The organism is Streptomyces sp. NPDC006435 (genome assembly GCF_040612315.1).
GTDB lineage: Bacteria > Actinomycetota > Actinomycetes > Streptomycetales > Streptomycetaceae > Streptomyces.
In genome coordinates, this window is record NZ_JBEXPY010000039.1 from 1 (window position 1) to 25,583 (window position 25,583).

The following is a 25,583-nucleotide window of genomic DNA, read 5'->3' on the forward strand; positions in this document are numbered from 1 at the left end:
CTATCAGATCCTTCCGGACCCGATTCCCAGTCAGCGGGATTCGCCTTCCAGGTCCTCCGCTTCCGCGTTTTCCCTTTCCGGCCCTTCCGACTCTATCAGATCCTTTCGGGCCTGATTCCCAGTCAGCGGGATTTGTCTTCCCGGCCGTTGGGCCGTTCCGACTGGTGAGACTTTAGCGGAATCCAGGGCCCCGACACCAATCGGGGCTGCGTTCCTTCGAACGCGGTTTCCTCATTCCACAAATGCACACGGAAAACCGGGCGACAGATGTCGCCGACTCGATGTGAATACTGCGGAATGGTCGTCCGGGGCCGACCGGAGTCGGTTCTCACGTCGGACAACTCGGAGCACACTACGGATCGGGGCAAGCAGTGTCAACCCCGGGATCGCGTCGTGTCCTGGTGGAAGGCCAGGCGGTAGGCACGGGGGCTGGTGGAGAGGTGGGTCGCGAAGTGCTGGCGCATGGTGACCTCGCTGCCGAAGCCGGTGCGCCGGGCGACCTCGGGGAGGGGGAGGTCGGTGCGTTCCAGGAGCTTCTGGGCCGCTGCGACGCGTTGGGTGATCAGCCAGCGCAGAGGGGTCGTCCCGGTGCCGGCCTGGAAGTGGCGGGCGAAGGAACGGGGGGACATCCCGGCGCGGGCGGCGAGGCCGGCGACCGTGTGGGGCTCGGACAGGTGGGCCAGGGCGAAGGCCCGTACCGAGGCGAGGGCGTCGGCGTCCCGGTCGGCCCGGGGTGTGGGGTGCTCGATGAACTGGGCCTGGGTGCCGGTGCGGAACGGGGCGGTGACCATGGCGCGCGCGACGGCCGCGGCGGCCTCCGCGCCGTGGACGGTACGGACGAGGTGGAGGCAGAGGTCGATGCCGGCGGCGACGCCCGCGGAGGTCCAGATGCCGGTGTCCTCGACGAAGAGGGCGTCCGGTTCGACGCGTACGTGGGGGTGCCGGGCGCTCAGGCGGTCGGCGAGGTACCAGTGGGTGACCGCGCGGCGGCCGTCGAGGAGGCCGGCCCGGGCGAGGACGAAGGCCCCTGCGCAGAGCGCGGCGAGCGGGGTGCCGGCGGCATGGGCGCGGCGCAGGGCGTCGAGTACGGGCTCGGGGACGTCGGCGTCCGGGTCCTCGACACCGGGGACGACGACGAGGTCCGCGCGGTCCAGCCAGTCGAGGCCGCGGTCGGCGGTGAGGGAGAGGAAGCCGCCCAGGGGGACGGGCACGGCGGGGTCGGCGGCGACACGGCGGAGTTCGAAGGGCGGTACGCCGCGGGGGGCGCGGTCACGGCCCCAGACCTCCTGGACGACGGAGACGTCGAAGGCCCGGACGCCGGGGAAGGCGAGGAGGGCGATGCGCTGAGGCGCTGGCCCCGGTGTCGGTGTCGGTGTCGGCACCTTGGCAGTAAACCATCGATCGCCGTCTTTTCTGCCTCTGGGACCCCGGCCCGCGGGTCAGCAGGATCGAGGACATGGAGAACACGGAGATCAACAACAACGCGGCCCTGATCGTCATCGATGTGCAGAAGGGCTTCGAGCACGAGTTCTGGGGACGGCGGAACAACCCCGACGCGGAGCGGAACATCGCGGCGCTGATCGATGCCTGGCAGGAGACGGGGCGTCCGGTGGTGTTCGTACGGCACGACTCGTTGCACCCCGGGTCGCCGCTGGAGCCGGGCACCGGGGGGAACGAGTTCAAGGACTTCGTCGAGGAGCGGCGCGGGAAGGGTTCCGGGCCGGAGGTGCTGGTCCGGAAGACCGTGAACTCGGCGTTCTACGGGGAGCCGGATCTGGACGCCTGGCTGAAGGGTGCGGGCGTCTCGCAGTTCGTGGTCGTGGGCATCCAGACGAACATGTGCAACGAGACCACCGCGCGGATGGGCGGGAACCTCGGGTACGACGTGCTGTTCCCGCTGGATGCGATGCACACCTTCGACCTGGCCGGGCCCTTCGGCTGGACGCAGACCGCGGAGGAGCTGACCCGGGCGACGGCGGTGTCGCTGCACGGCGGGCGGTTCGCCCGGGTCGTGACCACGGAGGACGTGCTGAGGGGCGCGTCCGCCCGGTAGGGGCTCAGCCGTTGCCGGAGGCGAGTTCGCGGCTGCGGTCGCGGGCGGCTTCGAGGGCGGCGATGAGCGCGGCGCGCACGCCGTGGTTCTCCAGCTCGCGGATGGCGCTGATGGTGGTGCCGGCCGGGCTGGTGACGGCCTCGCGGAGCTTGACCGGGTGCTCGCCGCTGTCGCGGAGCATGACGGCGGCGCCGATGGCGGCCTGGACGATCAGCTCGTGGGCCTGGGCGCGGGGCAGGCCGAGCAGGATGCCCGCGTCGGTCATCGCCTCGACGAGGAAGTAGAAGTAGGCGGGGCCGGAGCCGGAGAGGGCGGTCGCCGCGTCCTGCTGGGACTCGGGGACACGGAGGGTCTTGCCGACGCCGCCGAAGATCGCCTCGGCGGCGTCGAGGTGGCCGGTGGTGGCGTGGCTGCCCGCGGAGATGACGGACATGCCCTCGTCGACGAGGACGGGGGTGTTCGGCATGACGCGCACGACCGGGGTCCCCTCGGCGAGGCGGTCCTCGATGAAGGCGGTCGTGATGCCCGCGGCGGCGCTGATGACCAGGCGGTCGGCGGTGACATGCGGGGCGAGTTCGTCGAGCAGCCGGCCCATGTCCTGGGGCTTGACCGCGAGGATGAGGATGTCGGCGCGGGCGGCGGCATCGGCGTTGGTGACGGACTCGACGCCGTAGCGGTTGTGGAGTTCCTCGGCGCGCTCGGAGCGGCGGGTGGTGACCAGCAGGTTCCCCGGGCGCCAGCCTGCCCGGATCATGCCGCTGAGCAGGGCCTCGCCGATCTTTCCGGTGCCGAGGACTGCAACTGTCTGGGTCATGTGGTTCACCCTCCGGGCGGTGCTCGCGGATCTCGGTGCGTCGTGCCGACGGCGCGTCGTGGTGACGGTGTGTCGTGGTGACGGTGTGTCGTGGCGTCGTGCCGACGCCGTCATCCTCGCACCGGGGCGGCTCAGGCCGTGCGGCGGCGGAGGGTGGCGGCGCCGAGGGCGAGGACCAGGACGGCGCAGCCCGCGACGACCACGACGTCGCGGACGAAGTCGCCGGTGACGTCGGGATGGTGGAGGACCTCGTTCATGCCGTCGACCGCGTACGACATGGGCAGGACGTTCGAGAGTGCTTCGAGGGCGGGGGCCATCCGGTCGCGGGGGACGAAGAGTCCGCAGAGCAGGAGCTGCGGGAAGATCACGGCGGGCATGAACTGGACGGCCTGGAACTCGGACGCGGCGAAGGCCGAGACGAACAGGCCCAGGGCCGTGCCGAGCAGCGCGTCGAGCAGGGCGACGAGGAGCAGCAGCCACGGGGAGCCGATGACGTCCAGGCCGAGCGCCCACACCGAGACCGCGGTGGCCAGCAGGGACTGGAGGATCGCGACGGCGCCGAACGCGAGGGCGTAGCCGGCGATCAGGTCGCCCTTGCCGAGCGGCATCGCAAGGAGGCGTTCGAGGGTGCCGGAGGTGCGTTCGCGCAGGGTGGCGATCGAGGTCACCAGGAACATCGTGATCAGCGGGAAGATGCCGAGGAGCGAGGCGCCGATGGCGTCGAAGGTGCTGGGGCTGCCGTCGAACACGTACCGGAGCAGCGTGATCATCAGGACCGGGATCAGGAGCAGCAGGGCGACGGTGCGGGGGTCGTGGGCCAGTTGGCGCAGGACCCGGGCGGCGGTGGCGAGGACGCGGGCCGGGCTCATTCGGCGGTCTCCTGACGGGTGGCGGCGCGGTCGACCAGGTGGAGGAAGGCCGCTTCGACGGTGTCGGCGCGGGCGGCGGTGCGCAGTGCCCCGGGGGTGCCGTCGGCGAGGATCGCGCCCTCGCGCATGAGGAGCAGCCGGTGGCAGCGTTCGGCCTCGTCCATGACGTGGGAGGAGACGAGGAGGGTGGTGCCGTGCTCGTCGGCGAGGCGGTGGAAGAGGTTCCACAGGTCGCGGCGGAGCACGGGGTCCAGGCCCACGGTCGGTTCGTCGAGGACCAGGAGTTCCGGGGCGCCGAGCAGGGCCACGGCCAGGGAGACCCGGGCGAGCTGGCCGCCGGAGAGGGCTCCGGCGAGGGCGTCGGCGCGGTCGGCCAGGTCGACCTCGGCGAGGACGCGCGCGACGTCGGCGCGGCGGGCGTCCCGGTGCCGGCGCCCCGGTCGGAGGATCGCCGCGAAGTAGTCGAGGTTCTGCCGGACGGTCAGGTCGGTGTAGACCGACGGGTCCTGGGTGACGTAGCCGACGCGCGGGCGGAGGGTGGGATGGCCCGCGGGGCTGCCCAGCACGAGGAGGGTGCCGGCGACCTTGGCCTGGGTGCCCACGACGGCACGCATCAGGGTGGACTTGCCGCAGCCGGAGGGGCCGAGGAGGCCGGTGATCCTGCCGGGCCGGACGGTGAAGTCGAGGCCGCGGAGGACGGTGCGGTTGCCTCGTACGACGGTGAGGCCGCGGGCCTCGACGGCGACGCCCGAAGAATTCATCATGCGATGAATATTTCTCCGGGCTCATCCGCCCGTCAAGGAAGCCGACAGGACGGAGCGCGGGGCGGGACGGGGCGAGCGCGAGCGGAGTACGGGGGCGGGGCGGGAGTGCGGGTTACTTGCGCTTGGGGCGCTTGCCCTTGGTGTTCTTGCGGGCCGCCGGGTTCCCGGTGCGGGCCGAGCGGCGCTTCTCGTAACGGGCCAGGGCCGTCTCGTACTCCGTGCGGTGCAGTCGCTCGCCCGGCGCCTCCCGGAACGTACGGAGGAAGTACGCGACCAGCGAGCCGACGAAGCCGATCGTCTTGAGGCCGCGCAGATTGGCCTCGCGCACCGGGTCGGCGGGGCGGCGGCCGAACCCCTCCCACGTCTTGCGGAAGGCGATGGCGCTGCAGATGGCGAACATCAGGACCACCAGCATGCCGACGAAACCGCCCACGTCGGCGATCTCCAGCCCCTGGTAGGCGAAGCGGAGCACGAATCCGGCGGCGACCGCGGCGGCCAGGGAGCCGATCGAGACCCCGACGCGGCGCAGCCCGTAGCCCCCGCTGTGGTCGACCCAGGTCGTACCGAAGAAGCGCAGGGGCTCGGGCTGCGGGCCGGGGGCGGTACCGGGCGCGGTGCTGCCGGGCGTGGTACCGGAACCGGGGGCTTCGCTGTTCTCGCTCACGGGGTCGATTATCCCCGTGCCGTCGCCGCCCCGGCCGCGATCCCCGTCACGCCCGCGCCCTCCCCCGCGCCCCGTGCCCGCCGGGCGTCGTCAGTCGCAGCGCGGGGCGATGTAGCCGTCGCTGCCGGTGTGGACGTAGGCGTCCGCCACGAACTGGCCGTTGGCGATGTTGTCCCAGAGGTTCGAGGTGCCGTACGGGCCGGTGACCCGCTCCCCCGGCTTCTGGCAGTAGACCGGGACCCGCATCCCGTACGGGAGGGTCCTGACGATCCCGTACTTGGTGCCCGGTCCCCGGCGGACGTTGACGCGGTAGCCGGGTGCGATCGGGTACCTGGTGACGTCGTCGGAGCCGGCCGTCGCCAGGTCCTCGGTGTCGTCGGCGGCGGTTTCGGCGACGTGCTCTTCCATGCGTTCTTCCGTGGCCATGCGGCCCTCCCCCGTTGAGAGACGGTGTACGACGCGCAGGCTACATAGCTCCACCCGGATCGCACGCACCATCGACTAGGCTCCGTGCGTCGCGCTTGCGGACGAACACACGGGGGTGGGCGATGCCGCCGCTGCGAGGTACCGGGGCCAATCCGGAAGCGGAGCATCCGGAGTACGCCGGGCAGTACTGCCTTGAGGCGCGTCTCGGCGCGGGCGGCATGGGCGTGGTGCATCTGGCGCGCTCCGCCTCCGGCCTTCAGCTCGCCGTCAAGGTGGTGCACCAGCAGTACGCGTCGGATCCCGAGTTCAGGGCGCGTTTCCGGCAGGAGGTCGGGGCCGCCCGGCGGGTCAGCGGCGCCTTCACCGCGCCGGTGGTCGACGCCGATCCGGACGCGGTGCTGCCCTGGATGGCCACCCTGTACGTACCCGGCCCCACCCTCGCCGACCAGGTGAAGCGGAACGGACCGATGGCCCCCGCGGAACTGCGCAGGCTGACGGCCGGACTCGCCGAGGCGCTGCGCGACATCCACCGGGCCGGGGTGATCCACCGCGACCTCAAGCCGAGCAACGTACTGCTCTCCGACTCCGGCCCCAAGGTCATCGACTTCGGGATCTCCCGGCCCTACGACAGCGATCTGCGCACCGAGACGGGCAAGTTGATCGGCTCGCCGCCGTACATGGCGCCCGAGCAGTTCCAGCGACCGCGCGAGGTCGGGCCCGCCGCCGACGTGTTCGCCCTGGGGGGCGTGCTCGTCCACGCGGCGACCGGCCGGGGGCCCTTCGACTCGGACAGCCCGTACATCGTGGCCTACCAGGTGGTGCACGACGAGGCCGATCTGGCGGGCGTGCCGGAGGACCTGGCCCCGCTGATCGGGCAGTGCCTGGCGAAGGACCCCGCCGGGCGGCCCACCCCGGACGAGATCATGAAGGCGCTGCGGCCCCCGTCGTACGAGGCCGCCGCGTTCATACCGTCGCAGCGGCGACCGGCTGCGGCCTTCGAGCCGACGGCGGCGGTGTCGGCGCTGGTGCCGGGGAGCGACGCGGACGCCGGCCCGGACACCGACACGCATGTGGGCGCGGGCGCGCCGGGCGGCGGGAAGGCGGACGGGGGCGACCGGACCGGCGGGGCGGTCGGCAGGACGACGGGCAGGGGGGCCGGCAAGGGGCCCGGGCGGCGGTGGCTGGCGGCCACCGCGGCTCTGCTGGTCGTGGGTGCCGGTGGGGTGTGGGCGGCCGGTGCGGTGGGTGGTTCCGGAGGTTCGGGCGGTACCGGTGAGTCGGGTGGGGCCGGCGGGGCCAAGGGTGTGGCGGACTCGTTCGCGCCGTGGCGGACGTCGCTGCGTACCGCCGGAAGCTCCACGCCGGTCTGCTCCCCGGCAGGAGGGGCCGACGGGACCGACGGGGCGGAGGCGTCGGACGGTGCCGGTTCGGGCGGTGCCGGCGGGCAGGACTCCTCGGGCGGCTCCGAGGCATCGGACGGCGGATCCGGAGGGACGGACGACGACGGCCCCGTCGCGCTGTACTGCGCGGCGGGCGGTGTCGGTGTCGCCCGGCTGGACCCCTCGGACGGCCGGGTGCTGTGGTCCCGTACCGCCTCGGCGACCGACGGCGATTCCGGTCCCGGGGCCGACTCCGGCACCGGGGCCGACGACGCCTCGGCGGTCGGTGTCGTGTCGGTATCCGGCGGCCTGGTGCACACGGCGGTGCCGGGCGGGAAGCTCCGGGCGTACGACCCCGCCCGGGGCGAGCAGGTCTGGGACGCGGATCTCTCCGCGTACCTGGGCACGCCGTTCGCCGCGGGCGACTCGCTGCTGCTCGTCGCCGAGGACGGCACGACCGAGGCGCTCGACGCGGCGACCGGGGTGTCCCTGTGGCGGCATCCGCTCACCGGCCACCAGCGCCCGGACTACGCGCTGTACGACGGGGCGACGGGGCTGGCCTACGCGTTCGAGCACTCGGCCTACGGTTCCACCACGCTGATCACGGCCGTGGACGCGAAGACGGGGCGCTCGACGTGGCAGCGGCGGCTGGACGGGATGCTGACCCCGGTGGGATCAGCGGCCGGAACGCTCGTCCTGACCGCCATGAACGGGGACGCCCAGACGGTCGGGCTGGTCCGCTACGACCCCGGGCGGCGGCACGTCGAACGGGTGGCGCTGCCGTTCCGGATGAACGAGCCGGAGGTCGTGGTGGGCGGCGACACCGCTTATCTGCTGGCGCACGGCGGGACCCTGGTCGCCGTCGACACCCGCCCCGGGGACGAGGAGAAGGCGGTGCGCTGGCAGCTGGAGACCGCTGCCGGACGGACCTCGGCCCCCGTGCTCGCCGCCGGGAACCGGCTGTACTTCTCCGCGGCGGACGGGCGGCTGCTCGCCGTGGACACCGAGCGCGGCACGTTGCTGGGCCAGACGGGTCCGCGGCTGCGGGGCGGGAGGCTCACGTACTCCTCGGCGCTGCCCGCGCCCGTGGCCGCCGAGCGGACCGTCTTCGGGACGGCGCCCGACGGGTCGGTGTTCGCCGTGGACGGGAAGGACCCCGCCGGCTGGTGAACGCGGGGCGGGGCCGCCGGGGCGGTGGCCCCGGGACCCGGGACCGTTCGTGGGAGAGGCCCGGTCCCCGGGTGGAAGCGGGGGCCGGGCCTTCCCGGTCGGCGGGCCGACGGGCCCTCGGGCTCGGGGCCGTCGTCGGATCGTCAGCCGAGCCTGGTCACGTCCCGCACCGCGCCCCGGTCCGCGCTCGTGGCCATCGCGGCGTACGCGCGCAGCGCCACCGAGACCTTGCGCTCGCGGTTCTTCGGCGCGTACACGCCGTTCAGCGCCTCGCGGCGACCGGCCAGCTCGGCCTCGGGGACCAGCAGCTCGATCGAGCGGTTCGGGATGTCGATCCTGATCCGGTCGCCGTCCTCGACCAGCGCGATCGTGCCGCCCGACGCGGCCTCCGGCGACGCGTGGCCGATGGACAGGCCCGACGTGCCGCCGGAGAAGCGGCCGTCGGTCACCAGGGCGCAGCTCTTGCCGAGGCCGCGGCCCTTGAGGAAGGAGGTGGGGTAGAGCATCTCCTGCATGCCGGGGCCGCCGCGCGGGCCCTCGTAACGGATGACGACGACGTCGCCCTCCTTGATCTCCTTGCGGAGGATCTTGTCGACGGCCTCGTCCTGCGACTCGCAGACGACCGCCGGGCCCTCGAAGGTCCAGATCGACTCGTCGACGCCCGCCGTCTTCACGACGCAGCCGTCCACCGCGAGGTTCCCCTTGAGGACCGCCAGGCCGCCGTCCTCGGAGTACGCGTGCGCCAGGTCGCGGATGCAGCCGCCGGCGGCGTCGAGGTCGAGGGAGTCCCAGCGCTCGGACTGCGAGAAGGCGGTGGCGGAACGGACGCATCCGGGGGCCGCGTGCCACAGCTCGACGGCCTCGGGGGACGGGGAGCCGCCGCGGACGTCCCAGTTCTTCAGCCACTCGGCGAGGGAGCCGGAGTGGACCGAGTGCACGTTCTCGTCGAGCAGTCCGCCGCGGTGCAGCTCGCCGAGGATGGCGGGGATGCCGCCGGCCCGGTGCACGTCCTCCATGTAGTACGTGCCGCCGGGGGCCACGTTGGGCGCGACCTTCGCCAGGCAGGGGACTCGGCGCGAGACCGCGTCGATGTCGGCGAGGTCGTAGTCCAGCTCGGCCTCCTGCGCGGCGGCCAGCAGGTGCAGGATCGTGTTGGTGGAGCCGCCCATCGCGATGTCGAGCGCCATCGCGTTGTCGAACGCGGCCCGGGTGCCGATGGAGCGGGGCAGGACCGTCGCGTCGTCCTGCTCGTAGTAGCGCCTGGTGATCTCGACGACCGTGCGGCCGGCCTCCTCGTACAGCGCCCGGCGGGCGGTGTGCGTGGCGAGGACCGAGCCGTTGCCCGGCAGGGACAGGCCCAGGGCCTCGGTCAGGCAGTTCATCGAGTTGGCGGTGAACATGCCGGAACAGCTGCCGCAGGTGGGACAGGCGTTCTCCTCGATGCGGAGGATGTCCTCGTCCGAGATGCTCTCGTCCACGGCGTCGCTGATCGCGTTGACCAGGTCGAGCTTGCGGACCGTGCCGTCGACGAGGGTGGCCTTGCCGGCCTCCATCGGGCCGCCGGAGACGAAGACCGTCGGGATGTCGAGGCGCATCGCGGCCATCAGCATGCCGGGGGTGATCTTGTCGCAGTTGGAGATGCAGATCAGCGCGTCCGCGCAGTGCGCCTCGACCATGTACTCGACGGAGTCGGCGATCAGGTCGCGGGAGGGGAGGCTGTAGAGCATCCCGCCGTGGCCCATCGCGATGCCGTCGTCGACGGCGATGGTGTTGAACTCGCGCGGCACGGCGCCCGCGGCCGTGATGGCCTCGGAGACGATCCGGCCGACCGGCGCCAGGTGGGTGTGGCCGGGGACGAACTCGGTGAAGGAGTTGGCGACCGCGATGATCGGCTTGCCGATGTCCTCGCTCGCTACGCCCGAGGCCCGCATAAGGGCGCGGGCGCCCGCCATGTTGCGGCCGTGGGTGACAGTGCGGGACCTCAGCTGGGGCATCGTCTCTCGCTCCTTCGACATCAAAGACTGCCTCCGAGCGTACGCCCCCGGCTCCAAGATCTGGACACGTCGTCCGCCATGCGGGACGGGTTGCTCGATGGGTGGGCGGGACGGAAACGCTACGGGACCGGGGGCGGGACGGGCGACCGGGCGGGTCACGAAGTGCCGTGCCCGCCGTGCCGCGGGGCTCAGGTCTCCGTCAGATAGCGCTGGAGCGTCGGCGCGACCAGCTCGACGATCCTCTCGGGCGGCGCCGACGCCAGCGGCTCGGTCCGGAGCACGTAACGCAGCATCACGATCCCGATCATGTGCGAGGCCGCCAGCTCCGCGCGGAACGTGGCGTCCGGTACGTCCAGTGCCTCCGCCACGCGTTCCAGGAGCCGGCGCAGCACGAAGCCCCGCAGCACCTTCGCCGCCGCCTCGTGCGTCAGCGCGGACCGCATGATCGCCAGCAGCGGGGCCCTGGACGCCGGGTTCTCCCACACGGAGAGGAAGTAGCGGGCCAGCCGTTCCCCCAGGCCGTCCGTGCCCTCGCCCAGGACGGCCGGGATCACCAGGGCCGGTTCGAAGGAGAGCTCGACGGCGGCGGCGAAGACCTCGTCCTTCGTGCCGAAGTAGTGGTGGACCAGGGCGGAATCCACGCCCGCCGCCCTGGCCACGCCTCGGATCGACGTCCTGTCGTAGCCGCGCTCCGCGAATTCGGCGCGGGCCGCGTCGAGGATGCGGGTGCGCGCGTCGGGGCCGCCGGGAGCGGTGGTGCGGGAGGGGCGGCCGCGGCGCTTGGGGCCGTCGGTCACGGGCGCGGCGCCCGGTCCGGGGACGACGCCAGGTGGAGCCGGGTGAAGGCGAGGGCCTCCGCCAGGTCGGCCTCGCGTTCGGCGGTGGACATGGCGCGGCGGGTGTTGACCTCGATGACGACGTGGCCGTCGAAGCCGGTGCGGGCCAGGTGCTCCAGGAGTTCGGCGCAGGGCTGGTCGCCGCGGCCGGGCACGAGGTGCTCGTCCTTGTTGGAGCCCTTGCCGTCGGCGAGGTGGATGTGGGCGAGGCGGTCGCCCATCCGTTCGACCATGGCCATGCCGTCGGTGCGGGCCGTCGCGGTGTGCGAGAGGTCCACGGTGAAGTGGCGGTAGTCGTTGTTGGTGACGTCCCAGTCGGGGGCGTACGCGAGCATCTCGCGGTCCCGGTAGCGCCACGGGTACATGTTCTCGACGGCGAACCGCACGTCGGTCTCGTCGGCCATGCGCCAGATCCCGTTGACGAAGTCGCGCGCGTAGTTGCGCTGCCAACGGAACGGCGGGTGGACGACCACGGTCGTCGCCCCCAGCTTCTCCGCGGCGTTCCGGGCCCGCTGGAGCTTCACCCACGGATCGGTGGACCAGACGCGCTGGGTGATCAGCAGACAGGGCGCGTGGACGGCGAGGATCGGTACCCGGTGGTGGTCCGAGAGCCTGCGCAGCGCCTCGATGTCCTGGCTGACCGGATCGGTCCACACCATGACCTCGACGCCGTCGTAACCGAGACGCGCGGCGATCTCGAAGGCCGTCGCCGTCGACTCCGGGTAGACGGAGGCCGTCGACAGGGCGACCTTCGCATCCGGGATGCGCACCACTGGTTCTGCCACTGGAACAGCGTACGGGCAGCCGTACGCCGGACCGAGGGCTCCGGGCGGAAAGTGAGAAGGGCCATGTGACGGATTCCGGCCGCCGCACGGCCCCCGGAACCGCCTCCCGCACGGGCCCGGCCGGACCCCCGTACAGTCCCCGGACCAGGCTTCCGTACGGGCTCCGACCGGCCCTCCGTACGGGCTCGGCGCTTCCCGCACGACCCCTGCGCCCCCGGCCGGCGCGCCCCCGCCCAGCTCAGCGCATCCCCGCTCAGCTCAGCGCGGCCCGTTCCGCCGGCAGGTGGTCCAGGCGGCGCAGGATGACGCCCTCGCGCAGCGCCCAGGGACAGATCTCCAGCTCCTCGACCCCGAACAGGTCCATGGCCCCCTCGGCGACCAGCGCCCCGGCGAGCAGCTGTCCGGCCCGGCCCTCGGAGACGCCGGGCAGGGTGCTCCGCTGCTCGACGGTCATCGTCGCCAGCTTCGGCACCCAGTCCTCCAGCGCCTTGCGGGTGAGGCCGCGCTGCACGTACAGGCCCTCGGTGGAGCGCGCGGCGCCCGCGATCCTGGCGAGCTGCTTGAAGGTCTTGGACGTGGCCACGACATGGTCCGGGCGGCCGAGGCGGGTGAACTCCCCGACGCTGCGGGCGATGCCGGCCCGCACGTGGCGGCGCAGCGCCTTCACCTCCGCCGGGTCCGGCGGGTCGCCCGGCAGCCATCCGGCGGTGAGCCGGCCGGCCCCGAGCGGCAGCGACACCGCGGCGGTCGGCTCCTCGTCCATGCCGTAGGCGATCTCCAGCGAACCGCCCCCGATGTCCAGCACCAGCAGCCGCCCCGACGACCAGCCGTACCAGCGGCGGGCGGCGAGGAAGGTGAGCCGGGCCTCCTCCGCGCCGCTGAGGACGGTGAGTTCGACGCCCGTCTCGTCGCGCACCCGGGCCAGCACCTGGTCGACGTTGCTCGCCTCGCGCACCGCGGACGTGGCGAACGGCAGGACGTCCTCGCACCCCTTGTCCTCGGCGGCCTGGAGCGCGTCGGTGATCGTCGCGACCAGCCGGTCCACGCCCTCGGGACCGATCGCCCCGTCCCCGTCGAGGAGTTCGGCCAGGCGCAGTTCCGCCTTGTGCGAGTGCGCGGGCAGGGGGCGCGCACCGGGGTGCGCGTCCACCACCAGCAGGTGCACCGTGTTCGAACCCACGTCGAGGACTCCGAGTCTCATACCCGGAACGCTACCGGCCCCGCGGACTTACCCTTGGCGCGTGCCAAAGACGAAAAAGGCGAAGCCGGGCAAAAACACGAAGAAGCAGAGAACGAAGCAGGAGATGCGGCAGGAAGTGAACGGGCCGGACCGGGTCGAGGACGAGAAGGGGATCGATTTCGCGCGCGCCTGGGTCGAGTTCCCGGACCCCGCGGACGACGAGCAGATCTTCCGTTGCGACCTGACCTGGCTGACCTCCAGGTGGACCTGCATCTTCGGCAGCGGCTGCCAGGGCATCCAGGCGGGGCGCGCGGACGACGGGTGCTGCACGCTGGGCGCGCACTTCTCGGACGAGGGCGACGAGGAGCGGGTGGCGGGGCACGTCGCGCGGCTGACCCCCGAGCTGTGGCAGTTCCACGACGTCGGTACGGAGACGGGCTGGGTCGAGGTCGACGACGACGGGGAACGCCAGACGCGGCGCTGGAAGGGCTCCTGCATCTTCCAGAACCGCCCCGGCTTCGCGGCGGGCGCGGGCTGTTCGCTGCACATCCTGGCGCTGCGGGAGGGGCGGGAGCCCCTGGAGACCAAGCCGGACGTCTGCTGGCAGCTGCCGATCCGGCGCACGTACGACTGGATCGACCGGCCCGACGACACCCGGGTCCTCCAGGTGTCGATCGGCGAGTACGACCGCAGGGGCTGGGGTCCGGGCGGCCACGACCTGCACTGGTGGTGCACGTCGGCGACCTCGGCGCACGGGGCCGGGGAGCCGGTCTACGTGACCTACCGCCCCGAACTCGTCGAGCTGATGGGCAAGAAGGCGTACGCGCGCCTGGTCGAGCTGTGCGAGGAGCGCCTGTCCGCGCTCCTGCCGATGGCCCCGCACCCGGCGGACCCGGTCGATCCGGAATGACGGCCCGCGGGTGACCGTACGGGCGTGAGGACGTGACCGGGCCGGGTCGCCCCGGTCGTCCGGGCGGTCCGGGTCGTCCGGGTCGTCCCGGCGGTTCCGGCGGTCCGGGCGGTCCCGGCGTCCTCAGTCCGGTGGTGCGGAGCCGCCCGGGTCGGTGGGGGTCGGGGTGTGGGACGGGTCCGGGGACGACGGGTCGGTCGGGCCCGGGTCCGTCGGCGAAGGTGCGGTGTCGCTGGGGCCGGGGGTCGGCCCGGTCGACTGCGTGGGCCGCGGCGAGGACGCGGGCGGAACGGACGGGCCGGGGGTCACGGAGGGTTCGGCCGGGCCGGGTTCGCCGGGCGACGGCTCCGCCGCCCCGTGCCCCCGGATCACCACCGCGGCCCCCGACGGGGCGAGTTCGACGCGTGCGCTCCACGGGCCGGGCGGTTCCCGCCGGTGGTCCACGAGGACGCGGATCGTGACGCTCTCGCCCGCGGCGAGCGTGCCCGAGTAACGGCTCAGGCCCAGCCAGGACGCGTTGGCGCGGGCCGACCAGGCGACGGGGGCGCCGCCCGACGCGGTCAGCCGGATCAGGGTCGTGTTGCCGGACGAGCGGGCCTCGACGGTGAGTCCGCCGGCGCCGTCCCGGCCCGCGCTGACCACCTCCGCCGAGACGTCCGGGGCCCGGCCGTCCTCGAAACGGGCGTCGGGCCGGGGCCGGGCGTTGCCCGCGTTCTCGTACCGACCGCCCGAGGCGCCGTCGTGATCGTGCCGGGCGTCGGTCTCGGTGGCGGCGACCGACGAGCCGTCGCGGCCCCCGCCGGTCTGCGGCGCGCCCCGGTAGGCCGTCCACAGCGCGATCATCGGGGCCGCGACGACCGTCGCGACCACCGTCGTCGTGACGACCCCGGCCCGCAGCCGGTCCCGGCGCGCGGCGTGGTCCTTCGGGTCCATGGGGAAGCCCGCCCGGTCGAACCGCGGGCCGCCCGAGCGGTTCCGCCGGGCGTGCGCCAGCGCGACGTACGCGGAGGGCCGGGGCGCCTCGACGACCGGCAGCGTGGCGGCCTGGGCGACCGCGGCGCCCGGCCACGGCCCCCGGGCACCGGCCCGCTCGGCGGCCCCGCGGCAGCGGGGGCAGTCGTCGACGTGCCGGACGAGCTCGCGGCGCAGGGTGGCGGAGAGCAGGACGCGGCGGTCTCCGGTGAGCCGGGCGACGAGTGGGCAGTTGCCGGTCTCGGCGACGGCTAGGGCGGCGCGGGTGCGTTCCACCTCGCAGGCCGCGGCGGCCAGGAGCTCGCGGGCGGCCGCCGGGGCGAGGCCCAGGACGGAGGCGACGGCGCCCGGGGCGAGGCGGTGGCGCACCGCGAGTTCGAGCGCCTCGCGCTGCTCGGGGGTGGTGCCCGCGGCCTCGGGCCAGGCCAGCTGGGCGAGTTCGCGGCGGTGCGCCTCGGCAGCCGCCTCGGACTCGGGGGCGCGCCCGGGACCGCCCTGCGCACCGGCCGGTACGAGGGGGGCGGCGGGGGTCTTCGCGGCGGCGGCCGGGGGCGTACGGCGTCCGGTGCGCGACCCCGGGGCGGCCGTACCGCCCGGTTGCTTGGCCGGGGGACCGCCCGGGGAGCCGCCCGACTGCTTGCCGGGCGGGCCGCCCGCCCGCTTCGTCTCCTGCTGCGCCGGCAGCCTCCCCGGCCGCTTCCCGGCCTTGTGCCGGTGCGGCCTGCTGTCCTGCTTCTGCTCGGCGAGCCTGCGCATGCACATCCACCTGGCCAGGGCGTAGAGCCAGGATTTACGTTCCTCCTCGCCCGACGGACAACGGCCCTCCTGTCGCTCCGCGATCGCGAGCACCCCGCCGAGCGCCTCGACGGCGGCGTCGTGGTCGCAGAGCACGGAGAGGCAGTAGGTGAACAGGCCGTCGAGATGTGGTTCGTAACGAGCGGGCGGGCGGCACGGCGAGGAGTGCGTCGAGAGGTGGGGCGCACCGTGCCTCGCCCGGTGTGCGCCGGTGGTGTGCGTGGGTGGCTCCAGACTGCTGCTCGTCACCTTGCGACCGTAGGCAGCGCAAGGCACACCTTTGGCCACCCTTCGGCAGTTTTAACCCTTACGGGTGAACGTATCCCTCGAAAGGGGACAGGAATGCCTCATTCCGCCGAAGCCGAGCGGCTCCGGGCGCGCACCAGGACGCTCCGGCGCGGGCGGATGTGCGCTCCGGAGCGTCCCGGTGCGCGCCGGGCGACCTCCCCGAGGCCCTCCGGGCGGCTCCGGACCGGCGGCGCCCGGCGGCACCCGGCGGGACTGTCCGACCCCACCTATACGGTTGCGACATGGCTGCCCGTACGAAATCCGCGAAGGACCGGCCGTCCTACCGCTGCACCGAGTGCGGCTGGACGACCGCCAAATGGCTCGGCCGTTGCCCCGAATGCCAGGCGTGGGGGACGGTCGAGGAGTTCGGCGGCGCCCCCGCCGTGCGGACCACCGCGGCGGGCCGGGTCAGTGCCGCCGCGCTCCCCATCGGCCAGGTCGACAGCCGGCAGGCCACCGCCAGGTCGACCGGCGTCGGCGAGCTGGACCGGGTGCTCGGCGGCGGCCTCGTGCCCGGGGCCGTGGTGCTCCTGGCGGGCGAGCCGGGCGTCGGCAAGTCGACGCTGCTGCTGGACGTCGCCGCGAAGGCGGCGAGCGACGACCACCGCACGCTCTACGTCACGGCCGAGGAGTCCGCGAGCCAGGTGCGGCTGCGCGCCGACCGGATCAAGGCGATCAACGACCACCTCTACCTCGCCGCGGAGACGGACCTGTCCGCCGTCCTCGGCCACCTGGACGCGGTCAAGCCCTCGCTCCTCGTCCTCGACTCCGTGCAGACCGTCGCGTCGCCCGAGATCGACGGGGCGCCGGGCGGCATGGCGCAGGTCCGGGAGGTCGCCGGGGCCCTCATCCGGGCCTCCAAGGAGCGCGGCATGTCCACGCTGCTGGTCGGTCACGTCACCAAGGACGGGGCGATCGCGGGCCCCCGGCTGCTGGAGCACCTCGTGGACGTGGTGCTGTCCTTCGAGGGCGACCGCCACGCCCGTCTGCGGCTCGTGCGCGGCGTCAAGAACAGGTACGGCGCGACCGACGAGGTCGGCTGCTTCGAGCTGCACGACGAGGGCATCACCGGCCTCGCCGACCCCTCCGGCCTCTTCCTCACCCGGCGCGACGAGCCCGTGCCCGGCACCTGCCTCACCGTCACCCTGGAGGGCAAGCGCCCGCTGGTCGCCGAAGTGCAGGCGCTGACGGTCGATTCCCAGATCCCCTCACCCCGGCGCACCACCTCGGGCCTGGAGACGTCCCGGGTCTCGATGATGCTCGCCGTGCTGGAGCAGCGCGGCCGGATCAGCGCGCTCGGCAAGCGGGACATCTACAGCGCGACGGTCGGCGGCGTGAAGCTCTCCGAGCCCGCGGCGGACCTCGCGGTCGCGCTGGCACTGGCCAGCGCGGCGAGCGACACCCCCCTGCCCAAGAACCTCGTGGCGATCGGCGAAGTGGGCCTCGCGGGCGAGGTCAGACGGGTCACGGGCGTCCAGCGCAGGCTGGCCGAGGCACACCGGCTGGGCTTCACGCACGCACTGGTCCCGACCGACCCGGGCAAGGTCCCGGCCGGTATGAAGGTCACAGAAGTCGCCAACATGGGTGATGCGCTGAGGGTCCTCCCGCGCCGGTCCCGCGCACAGGCCCCGCAGGAGGAGAACGCGCGCCGGTAGACTTTGCCCTGGTCTCGACCGTCCGTACGAACGGAACGAGGGACGCAAGGGCACCGCGAACCTGTGACCGGAGGAGTGCAGTGGCAGCCAACGACCGGGCAGCAGCACCCGGAAAGTCCGGCCAAGGCACCGGTAACGAGGCGCTGATGCGCGCCTCGCTGAGCGCCGTCGCGCCCGGAATGGCGCTGCGGGACGGCCTGGAGCGCATCCTCCGCGGCAACACCGGCGGACTGATCGTGCTCGGCATGGACAAGACCGTCGAGTCGATGTGCACCGGCGGATTCGTGCTGGACGTGGAGTTCACCGCGACGCGCCTGCGCGAGCTGGCCAAGCTCGACGGAGCCCTGATCCTCGACAAGGACATGACCAAGATCCTGCGGGCCGGCGTGCAGCTGGTCCCGGACGCCTCCATCCCCACCGAGGAGACCGGCACCCGCCACCGCACGGCGGACCGGGTCTCCAAGCAGTGCAACTTCCCGGTCGTCTCGGTCTCGCAGTCGATGCGCCTGATCGCGCTCTACGTGGACGGGGAGCGCCGGGTCCTGGAGGAGTCCGCCGCGATCCTCTCCCGGGCCAACCAGGCGCTCGCCACCCTGGAGCGGTACAAGCTCCGGCTCGACGAGGTCGCGGGCACGCTCTCCGCGCTGGAGATCGAGGACCTGGTGACGGTCCGGGACGTCACGGCCGTCGCCCAACGCCTCGAAATGGTCCGCCGGATCGCGACCGAGATCGCGGAGTACGTGGTCGAGCTGGGCACCGACGGCCGGCTTCTCTCGCTCCAGCTCGACGAGTTGATCGCGGGCGTCGAGCCGGAGCGCGAGCTGGTCGTGCGCGATTACGTGCCGGAGCCGACCGCGAAGCGCTCCCGCACGGTCGCCGAGGCGCTGACCGAGCTCGACGCGCTCTCCCACACCGAGCTGCTCGAACTCCCGGTCGTGGCACGGGCGCTGGGCTACAGCGGCTCGCCCGAGACGCTGGACTCGGCGGTCTCGCCGCGCGGTTTCCGGCTGTTGGCGAAGGTGCCCCGGCTGCCCGGGGCGATCATCGACCGGCTGGTGGAGCACTTCGGCGGCCTGCAGAAGCTGCTCGCCGCCAGCGTGGACGACCTCCAGACCGTGGACGGCGTCGGCGAGGCGCGGGCCCGGAGCGTGCGCGAGGGCCTGTCCCGGCTGGCCGAGTCGTCGATCCTCGAACGGTACGTGTGACGGCGCGCGCGTACCCGTGCGCGCCGTGACCTCGTAGCCCCCGTACCGCGTACCCGTGAGCCCGTGGCTCCTCGTGTACCGCGTACCCGTGCGCGTCGTGAACCCGTAGTCCCCCGCGCCGTCCGGGAGTTCGTCCCGGCCCCGGACCAGGGCCGGCCCGGTCCGGGAAGGCCGTCGCCGGAATCCCGCCCGTCGACCCCGTCGGCCTGTCGGCTCCGGCGGCTTTGGCGGTCAGTCCTTCGCGAGGACGAACGACGCGCGCTGCACCGGCTCGCCCGGCGCCTTCGCCTCGACCAGGTACGTGCCCGGACCCGCCGTCGCCGCGGGCGGCGTCGCGCACTTCGGGGAGCTCTTCCGGCGGTCCCACTCCACGACGTGCACGACGGTCCGGCCCGCCGGCACCTCCAGCAGCAGGGTTCCCGCGTCGCGCGGGCAGTCCTCGGACGACCACACCTGGCTGTCGTCGCCACCGGCCTCGGTGACGGTCAGCACCGCGCTCTTCGGGCCGAGGTCGGCCTTGCAGGCGGTGGCCGAGGTGTTCTTGGCGATCAGCCGGAACTCCGGCTTCTCGCCGGGTCCGTAGTCGAGTTCGGTGCGCAGGCTCAACCGGAGCGCCGCGGGGGTGCAGTCGGGGAGCGGGGAGGACGCGGGAACGCGTCGGCCGACCGCCGCGCCGTCGCCGCCCGCACCGCCGGGCCCGACGTCCGTGCCGTCGCCGGTCCCGGTACCGCCGTTGCCGCCGGAACCCCCGGTCGCGCCGTCACCGGAACCCGCGGACGCACCGCCGTCGCTTCCGGCCGACTCGTCCGACTCGTCGCGCCCGCCAGGCTGTTGGGTGATGGCCGGGCCGGAACCGCCGGGTCCGGGCGTGATCGCATGCGCGGGACCCGAGCCGCCCGGCCGTGAGTCGTCCTTGTCCTCCTTGCCGCTGCCGGAGGTGACGACCCACGCGATCAGCAGGGCGAGGAGCGCGACCAGCGTCGCCGCCACCGCCCTCCGCCGCCAGTAGATGCTGGAGGGAAGCGGCCCGATCGGATTACGCAAAGATCCCACGGCTCAAACTGTACGAGAGATCGGCGCGCTCTCCCGCCCACCCGCCGCCCCGAACCCCAAGTTTTACGGATCATCATCCCGGGATGGCCGGTTCTCGCCCCTGACTTCGACCGGCCGGAGCCTCGAATTCCGCCGATCGGCACCGCTGCCTCCGCCGGCCGGGGCCCCTGCGCCCGTCGGCCGGAGTCTCTACGGCTGTCGGCCGGAGTCTCTACGCCTGTCGGCCGGAGCCCCGGATTCCATCACCCCGGTCCCCGATCGACGGCCCCCGTCGGTCTTCCGTTTCCACTCACTACCCTCTCTGTACATGGACAGTTCAGTTACCGCCCCGCTCTACCGGGACATCACCGACTTCGCGCATGACATGCCGTCATGGGTCCAGCACCTCGCCGAGATATGGACGGAGCTCGGGCTTCTGGTCTTCGGTGTCCTGTTCGTCACCGGGTGGTGGCGGGCCCGCCGTCAGGGGGACGCCGCCCTGGCGCTGGCGGTGCTCGCCCCCGTAGCGACGGCCTTCGGCTACGTCTGCAGCGAGGTGCTCAAGTCGGTGGTGGACGAGGAGCGCCCCTGCCGGACGGTCGCCGGGGCGGCGGCCTCACTGGTGACGTGCCCGCCGACGGGCGACTGGTCGTTCCCCAGCAACCACTCCGCGATCGCCGGTGCCGCGGCCGTCGCCATCGCCGTCGCCCGGCCCCGGCTGGCCTGGCTCACCGCGCCGCTGGCCCTGCTGATGGCCTTCTCCCGGGTCTTCGTCGGGGTGCACTACCCGCACGACGTGGCCGTCGGCCTGCTGCTGGGCGCCGCGGTGTCGGCCGCCACGATCGCCGTGCTGAACCGCCCGGCACGGGCACTCGCCCGGACCGTACGGGACAGCGCCGCACCGGTCGCCGCCTGGGCGTCGGGCCCCGGCACGGGCGGCACGGGCGGCACGGCCGGGCGTTCCCGGCGACGGCACGGACGGGGCTGACACCCCGGAGCGGGCGGACGGGGAGGCGGACGGCCGGAGGGAGGCGTCCGACGCGGAGCAGCCGACGCGGAGCGGCCGGAACGACCGGCGGGAGGGCGGCTGGGCCGGTTGGCCGGAGCCGTTTGGGCCGGTTGCCGGACTTCGGGGCGCGGATGGGTGGCGTTATCACCCCAAGGGCCCCCAGGAGGGGCGACACCACCGTACGCGGAACCGTCTTCCGTTCTTCCGTGCCAGGATCGGCAGTGCGATGACTGCCATGACTGCGACACAGACGCCCCCCACTTCCCTCCATTCCCCCGTGATCGGGTGGTTCGAACAGCACGCCCGCGATCTGCCCTGGCGCCGCCCCGAAGCGGGCGCCTGGGGTGTGATGGTGAGCGAGTTCATGCTGCAGCAGACCCCCGTCAACCGGGTCCTCCCGGTGTACGAGCAGTGGCTGGCCCGCTGGCCCCGCCCCGCCGACCTGGCCGCCGAACCGCCCGGCGAGGCGGTCCGCGCCTGGGGCCGGCTCGGCTACCCGCGCCGGGCGCTGCGGCTGCACGGGGCCGCGCAGGCCATAACGGAACGGCACGGCGGCGACGTACCGAGCGAGCACGGCCAGCTGCTCGCCCTGCCCGGCATCGGCGAGTACACCGCCGCCGCCGTGGCCTCGTTCGCGTACGGGCAGCGGCACGCCGTGCTCGACACGAACGTCCGCCGGGTGTTCGCACGGGCCGCGACCGGCATCCAGTACCCGCCGAACGCGACCACGGCCGCCGAGCGCAAGCTGGCCCGCGCGCTGCTGCCCGACGAGGACGAACGGGCGGCCCGCTGGGCCGCCGCGACGATGGAGCTCGGCGCCCTCGTCTGCACCGCCAGGAACGAGGACTGCACCCGGTGCCCGATCGCCGCGCAGTGCGCCTGGCGGCTGGCCGGGAAGCCCGCCCACCAGGGGCCCCCGCGGCGCGGCCAGACCTACGCCGGCACCGACCGGCAGGTGCGCGGACGGCTGCTCGCCGTGTTGCGCGAGGCCGTGACACCGGTGCCGCAGTCGGCGTTGGACGCGGTGTGGGACGAGCCGGTGCAGCGTGCCCGCGCGCTGGACGGCCTGGTCGCCGACGGCCTGGTGGAACCGCTGGCCGGCGGGCTGTACCGACTGCCGCTGACCTGAGCCCCGCCCCCGTGCGACCCGCGGTCCGCACCCCCTGCGGACCCTGATCCGTACCCCTTCCGGTCCAGCGCTGTTACACAACCGATGGACAGCCGTGCGTCGGCGTATGGCTGCTCCGCACAACCTCGTGACAACAGCTCCGTAGCGTCTTCGACGTCAGCCCGACCGAACGATGGCTGACGGCGGTTCTACGGGGATACACGGGGACGGAGGCGGTTGGAATGGCGCACGGCGAGGTGCTCGAATTCGAGGAGTACGTACGCACCCGGCAGGACGCGCTGCTGCGCAGCGCACGTCGGCTGGTGCCCGACCCCGTGGACGCGCAGGACCTGCTGCAGACCGCGCTGGCCCGCACGTACGGCCGCTGGGACGGCATCGCCGACAAGTCCCTCGCCGACGCCTACCTGCGCCGCGTCATGATCAACACCCGTACCGAGTGGTGGCGGGCCCGCAAGCTGGACGAGGTCCCCACCGAGCAGCTGCCCGACGCCAGCGTCGAGGACGGCACCGAGCAGCGCGCCGACCGCGCCCTGCTGATGGACGTGCTGGGCGTGCTGGCTCCCAAGCAGCGCAGTGTCGTCGTGCTGCGACACTGGGAGCAGATGAGCACGGAGGAGACCGCCGCGGCGCTCGGCATGTCGGCCGGTACGGTGAAGAGCACCCTGCACCGCGCGCTGGCACGGCTGCGCCAGGAGCTGGAGAGCCGTGAGGCGGCGAGCAGGGAGGACCGGCTCCGCGAGGAGCGGGCCACGACGGCCGACCGTGCTCCGGCCGCCGGCGCCCCGGCACGTGCGCGGGAGACCGCGCGGGTACGGGCGCAGGCGGGCAGGCGTATGGACGAACGGGGGCGGGAGCGGTGCGCGGCCTGACAGCCAGCGACGACAGCGGCCACGGCGGCGACCGTGGCGGCGAAAGAGACGACGGTGGCCGCACGGCCACCGTCAGACGGAGCCGGTCGCTGACCGGCCGGGCGGCGAGCGCCACGACCCTGGTCGGGCTCGCCGCCTTCGGGCTGTTCACCGCCGGCTGTTCCACCGGCGGGACCGGCACCCGGGACGAGGGCCCGGCCGGCACCCAGCCGATCGTGCAGGCCACCCCCAGCGCCGGCGGCTCGTCGCCGGCGCGGCCCCCGCGGGTCGACCCCGTGACGCTGCTCAAGGGCGATCCCAAGGTCAGCGAGCGGGTCCGGACGGACCTGAAGCCCTGTACCGGTTCCGAGTACCCGGTGGACACCTCGTACGGCACCCTGACCGGCGGCCCCTCGGCCGATGTCGTGGTGAACGTGATGACCTGCGGGGACTCGGTGGGCGTCGGCACGTACGTGTACCGCTCGCGGGGCAGCGGCTCGTACGAGAACGTCTTCGCCATCGAGCAGCCCGCGGTGTACGGCACCATCGACCGCGGCGACCTCGTGGTGACGACGCAGGTGTACGGGCAGAAGGACTCGGTCTCCTACCCCTCCGGCGAGGAAGTGATCACCTACCGCTGGACGACCAACCGCTTCACCGAACACGACCGGGTGCACAACGACTTCAACCGAGCCGTCGGCAACGGGGACGCAGGCCTCTCCGCCGAACCGGCGGAGAACTGAGAGCTGTTCGATGGCCGAGACCCACGTCCTGTTCGTCGAGGACGACGACGTCATCCGCGAGGCCACCCAGCTGGCGCTGGAGCGCGACGGCTTCGCGGTCACCGCGATGCCCGACGGACTGTCGGGCCTCGACGCGTTCCGGGCGAACCGCCCGGACATCGCCCTGCTCGACGTGATGGTGCCGGGGCTGGACGGGGTCAGCCTCTGCCGCCGCATCCGCGACGAGTCGACCGTCCCCGTGATCATGCTGTCGGCCCGGGCCGACTCGATCGACGTGGTCCTCGGCCTGGAGGCCGGCGCGGACGACTACGTCACCAAGCCCTTCGACGGGGCGGTCCTGGTCGCCCGCATCCGGGCCGTGCTGCGCCGCTTCGGCCACGCCTCGGGCGGGCAGCCGGGCAACGGGGAGCCGGAGTCGCAGACCGTGGGCGGGGTGCTGGTCTTCGGCGACCTGGAGGTCGACACCGAGGGCATGGCGGTGCACCGCGGCGGCGAGCGGGTCTCGTTGACGCCGACCGAGATGCGGCTGCTGCTGGAGTTCTCCGCGGCGCCCGGCACGGTGCTCTCCCGCGACAAGCTCCTGGAGCGGGTCTGGGACTACGGATGGGGCGGTGACACCCGGGTCGTGGACGTCCATGTGCAGCGGCTGCGCACCAAGATCGGCCAGGACCGGATCGAGACGGTCCGCGGCTTCGGCTACAAGCTGAGGCCATGAGGCTGCCGGCGCTGCGGACCGGGGTCCGCTGGAAGATCAGCATCGCGATCGCGGCGGTCGGCGCGCTGACCGCGGTCGCCCTCAGCTTCGTCGTCCACAACGCCGCCCGGGTCTCGATGCTGGAGAACGCCCGCGAGGTGCAGCTGGAGCGGCTGACGCACGCGCAGTTGCTGTACGAGGCGACGAAGCCCCGCAAGGCCGACCCCCGCTTCGGCGCCAAGCTCAACGACCCGACGATGCCGCGCAGCCTGCGCGCGGAGACCAGCCGGAACCGGCGCGCCACCCATGTCGAGGAGCTCGAGAACGGCACCCCCGACGTGTGGGCGGCCGTCCCCGTGGGCAACGGCAACGTGCTCTCGCTGCACACCCCGTTCGCGGACCGCAGCGCCACGATCATGGGCGACCTCGACCGGGCGCTGATCATCGGTTCGGTCTCGGTGGTGTTCGGCGGCTGCGCGCTGGGCGTGCTGATCGGCGGGCAGCTGTCGCGCCGGCTGCGCAAGGCGGCGGCAGCGGCGGGCCGGGTCGCGCAGGGCAACACGGACGTACGGGTCAGGGAGGCCGTCGGCGGGGTCGTCCAGGACGAGACCGATGAGCTGGCCGGTGCAGTGGACGCGCTGACCGACGCGCTGAACGAGCGGATCGAGGCGGAACGCCGGGTCACCGCGGACATCGCGCACGAGCTGCGCACCCCGGTGACGGGTCTGCTGACGGCTGCCGAGCTGCTGCCGCCGGGCCGCCCCACGGAGCTGGTGCGGGACCGGGCGCAGGCGATGCGGACGCTCGTCGAGGACGTGCTGGAGGTGGCCCGGCTGGACAGCGCGTCGGAGCGGGCCGAGCTCCAGGAGATCGCGCTGGGCGAGTTCGTCAGCCGGCGCATCGCGCTGCTGGACCCGGACGTGCGGGTGCGGGTCGTCCACGAGTCCTGGGTCAACACCGACCCGCGCAGGCTGGAGCGCATCCTCGGCAATCTGCTGGGCAACGCCGCCAAGCACGGCGCCACCCCGGTGGAGGTCACGGTCGAGGGCCGGGTGGTGCGGATCCGCGACCACGGCACCGGGTTCCCGGCGGCGCTGCTGCGCGAGGGGCCGAGCCGGTTCCGTACCGGGAGCAGCGACCGGGCCGGGCGCGGGCACGGCCTCGGGCTGACGATCGCCGCCGGTCAGGCGCGGGTCCTCGGGGCCCGGCTGACCTTCCGCAACGCGGCGCCCGAAGGGGCGGCGCAGGGCACGGGCGGGGCGATCGCCGTGCTGTGGCTGCCCGAGCACGCGCCGACGAACACCGGCAGCTTCCCGATGCTCCCGCTGGCCGAGCAGCGCAGGCCCGAGGAGGACGACGGGGCGGACGG

The 25,583-nt window shown here is 73.5% G+C and carries 22 protein-coding genes and 1 pseudogene; 11 read left to right on the plus strand and 12 right to left on the minus strand.

Annotated features, from left to right (window positions below):
* Positions 1–374: 374 nt before the first annotated feature.
* Positions 375–1,382 (minus strand): helix-turn-helix domain-containing protein, encoded by a 1,008-nt coding sequence (locus tag ABZZ04_RS29930; RefSeq protein ID WP_356935348.1) that lies wholly within the window; start codon positions 1,380–1,382, stop codon positions 375–377.
* A gap of 74 nt (positions 1,383–1,456) precedes the next feature.
* Here ABZZ04_RS29930 and ABZZ04_RS29935 point away from each other — a divergent pair, with 74 nt between their 5' ends.
* Positions 1,457–2,053, plus strand: a complete 597-nt coding sequence (locus ABZZ04_RS29935) for a cysteine hydrolase family protein (protein ID WP_356935349.1) — start codon at positions 1,457–1,459, stop codon at positions 2,051–2,053.
* Positions 2,054–2,057: 4 nt separating this feature from the next.
* Here ABZZ04_RS29935 and proC read toward each other — a convergent pair whose 3' ends face one another.
* The 5 genes from proC to ABZZ04_RS29960 all read right to left on the minus strand — a co-directional run bounded on the left by proC (position 2,058) and on the right by ABZZ04_RS29960 (position 5,590).
* On the minus strand, positions 2,058–2,867 hold the full coding sequence (proC, locus tag ABZZ04_RS29940) for a pyrroline-5-carboxylate reductase (RefSeq protein WP_356935350.1): 810 nt from the start codon (positions 2,865–2,867) through the stop codon (positions 2,058–2,060).
* Between the two features lie 131 nt (positions 2,868–2,998).
* A complete protein-coding gene (locus ABZZ04_RS29945; protein WP_356935351.1) occupies positions 2,999–3,736 on the minus strand; it encodes an ABC transporter permease in 738 nt (245 codons plus the stop codon).
* Complete coding sequence (locus ABZZ04_RS29950) at positions 3,733–4,500, minus strand: ABC transporter ATP-binding protein (RefSeq protein ID WP_356935352.1); 768 nt, start codon at positions 4,498–4,500, stop codon at positions 3,733–3,735. The genes ABZZ04_RS29945 and ABZZ04_RS29950 overlap by 4 nt, the downstream gene beginning before the upstream one ends.
* 112 nt (positions 4,501–4,612) lie before the next feature.
* Positions 4,613–5,164, minus strand: a complete 552-nt coding sequence (locus ABZZ04_RS29955; RefSeq protein ID WP_356935353.1) for a hypothetical protein — start codon at positions 5,162–5,164, stop codon at positions 4,613–4,615.
* A 90-nt stretch (positions 5,165–5,254) separates the two neighbouring features.
* Positions 5,255–5,590: an SH3 domain-containing protein gene (locus tag ABZZ04_RS29960; protein ID WP_356935354.1), complete on the minus strand. Its 336-nt coding sequence runs from the start codon at positions 5,588–5,590 to the stop codon at positions 5,255–5,257.
* Positions 5,591–5,712: 122 nt separating this feature from the next.
* Here ABZZ04_RS29960 and ABZZ04_RS29965 point away from each other — a divergent pair, with 122 nt between their 5' ends.
* A complete protein-coding gene (locus ABZZ04_RS29965) occupies positions 5,713–8,139 on the plus strand; it encodes a serine/threonine-protein kinase (RefSeq protein ID WP_356935355.1) in 2,427 nt (808 codons plus the stop codon).
* A gap of 143 nt (positions 8,140–8,282) precedes the next feature.
* On the opposite strand, the gene ilvD is transcribed toward ABZZ04_RS29965, so the two are convergent.
* The 4 genes from ilvD to ABZZ04_RS29985 all read right to left on the minus strand — a co-directional run bounded on the left by ilvD (position 8,283) and on the right by ABZZ04_RS29985 (position 12,955).
* A complete protein-coding gene (gene ilvD, locus ABZZ04_RS29970; RefSeq protein WP_356935356.1) occupies positions 8,283–10,133 on the minus strand; it encodes a dihydroxy-acid dehydratase in 1,851 nt (616 codons plus the stop codon).
* 188 nt (positions 10,134–10,321) lie between these two features.
* Positions 10,322–10,930, minus strand: coding sequence for a TetR family transcriptional regulator (locus tag ABZZ04_RS29975; RefSeq protein ID WP_356935357.1), 609 nt, complete (start codon positions 10,928–10,930; stop codon positions 10,322–10,324).
* Entirely contained in the window at positions 10,927–11,754 is an 828-nt protein-coding gene (locus ABZZ04_RS29980; RefSeq protein ID WP_356935358.1) for a sugar phosphate isomerase/epimerase, read from the minus strand. The genes ABZZ04_RS29975 and ABZZ04_RS29980 overlap by 4 nt, the downstream gene beginning before the upstream one ends.
* A 253-nt stretch (positions 11,755–12,007) precedes the next feature.
* Positions 12,008–12,955 carry a Ppx/GppA phosphatase family protein gene (locus ABZZ04_RS29985; RefSeq protein WP_356935359.1) on the minus strand — a complete coding sequence of 316 codons (948 nt, stop codon included), beginning with the start codon at positions 12,953–12,955 and terminating at the stop codon, positions 12,008–12,010.
* A 40-nt stretch (positions 12,956–12,995) separates the two neighbouring features.
* Here ABZZ04_RS29985 and ABZZ04_RS29990 point away from each other — a divergent pair, with 40 nt between their 5' ends.
* Entirely contained in the window at positions 12,996–13,844 is an 849-nt protein-coding gene (locus tag ABZZ04_RS29990; RefSeq protein WP_356935360.1) for a hypothetical protein, read from the plus strand.
* Positions 13,845–13,967: 123 nt separating this feature from the next.
* Here the strand turns inward: ABZZ04_RS29990 and ABZZ04_RS29995 are convergent, their stop codons facing one another.
* Positions 13,968–15,860, minus strand: coding sequence for a hypothetical protein (locus ABZZ04_RS29995; RefSeq protein ID WP_356935361.1), 1,893 nt, complete (start codon positions 15,858–15,860; stop codon positions 13,968–13,970).
* A 281-nt stretch (positions 15,861–16,141) separates the two neighbouring features.
* Between ABZZ04_RS29995 and radA the strand changes: the two genes are divergently transcribed.
* Both radA and disA read left to right on the plus strand, forming a co-directional pair.
* A complete protein-coding gene (radA, locus tag ABZZ04_RS30000; protein WP_356935362.1) occupies positions 16,142–17,554 on the plus strand; it encodes a DNA repair protein RadA in 1,413 nt (470 codons plus the stop codon).
* 80 nt (positions 17,555–17,634) lie between these two features.
* The gene (disA, locus tag ABZZ04_RS30005; protein ID WP_148840724.1) at positions 17,635–18,759 is read left to right on the plus strand and encodes a DNA integrity scanning diadenylate cyclase DisA; all 1,125 of its coding nucleotides are present in this window, start codon (positions 17,635–17,637) and stop codon (positions 18,757–18,759) included.
* A 231-nt stretch (positions 18,760–18,990) separates the two neighbouring features.
* Here the strand turns inward: disA and ABZZ04_RS30010 are convergent, their stop codons facing one another.
* Complete coding sequence (locus ABZZ04_RS30010; protein WP_356935363.1) at positions 18,991–19,812, minus strand: hypothetical protein; 822 nt, start codon at positions 19,810–19,812, stop codon at positions 18,991–18,993.
* 307 nt (positions 19,813–20,119) lie between these two features.
* Here ABZZ04_RS30010 and ABZZ04_RS30015 point away from each other — a divergent pair, with 307 nt between their 5' ends.
* The 6 genes and pseudogenes from ABZZ04_RS30015 to cseC form a co-directional block, all read left to right on the plus strand.
* Entirely contained in the window at positions 20,120–20,779 is a 660-nt protein-coding gene (locus ABZZ04_RS30015) for a phosphatase PAP2 family protein (protein ID WP_356935364.1), read from the plus strand.
* A 247-nt stretch (positions 20,780–21,026) separates the two neighbouring features.
* A complete protein-coding gene (locus tag ABZZ04_RS30020) occupies positions 21,027–21,929 on the plus strand; it encodes an A/G-specific adenine glycosylase (protein WP_356935365.1) in 903 nt (300 codons plus the stop codon).
* Positions 21,930–22,150: 221 nt separating this feature from the next.
* The gene (locus ABZZ04_RS30025) at positions 22,151–22,798 is read left to right on the plus strand and encodes a SigE family RNA polymerase sigma factor (RefSeq protein ID WP_356935366.1); all 648 of its coding nucleotides are present in this window, start codon (positions 22,151–22,153) and stop codon (positions 22,796–22,798) included.
* A gap of 89 nt (positions 22,799–22,887) precedes the next feature.
* Positions 22,888–23,520 carry a hypothetical protein gene (locus ABZZ04_RS30030; protein WP_356935404.1) on the plus strand — a complete coding sequence of 211 codons (633 nt, stop codon included), beginning with the start codon at positions 22,888–22,890 and terminating at the stop codon, positions 23,518–23,520.
* Positions 23,521–23,530: 10 nt separating this feature from the next.
* On the plus strand, positions 23,531–24,235 hold the full coding sequence (gene cseB, locus ABZZ04_RS30035; RefSeq protein WP_356935367.1) for a two-component system response regulator CseB: 705 nt from the start codon (positions 23,531–23,533) through the stop codon (positions 24,233–24,235).
* Positions 24,232–25,563, plus strand: a pseudogene (cseC, locus tag ABZZ04_RS30040) (two-component system sensor histidine kinase CseC); the annotation flags it as partial. The gene cseB and the pseudogene cseC, both read left to right, overlap by 4 nt.
* Positions 25,564–25,583: the final 20 nt, after the last annotated feature.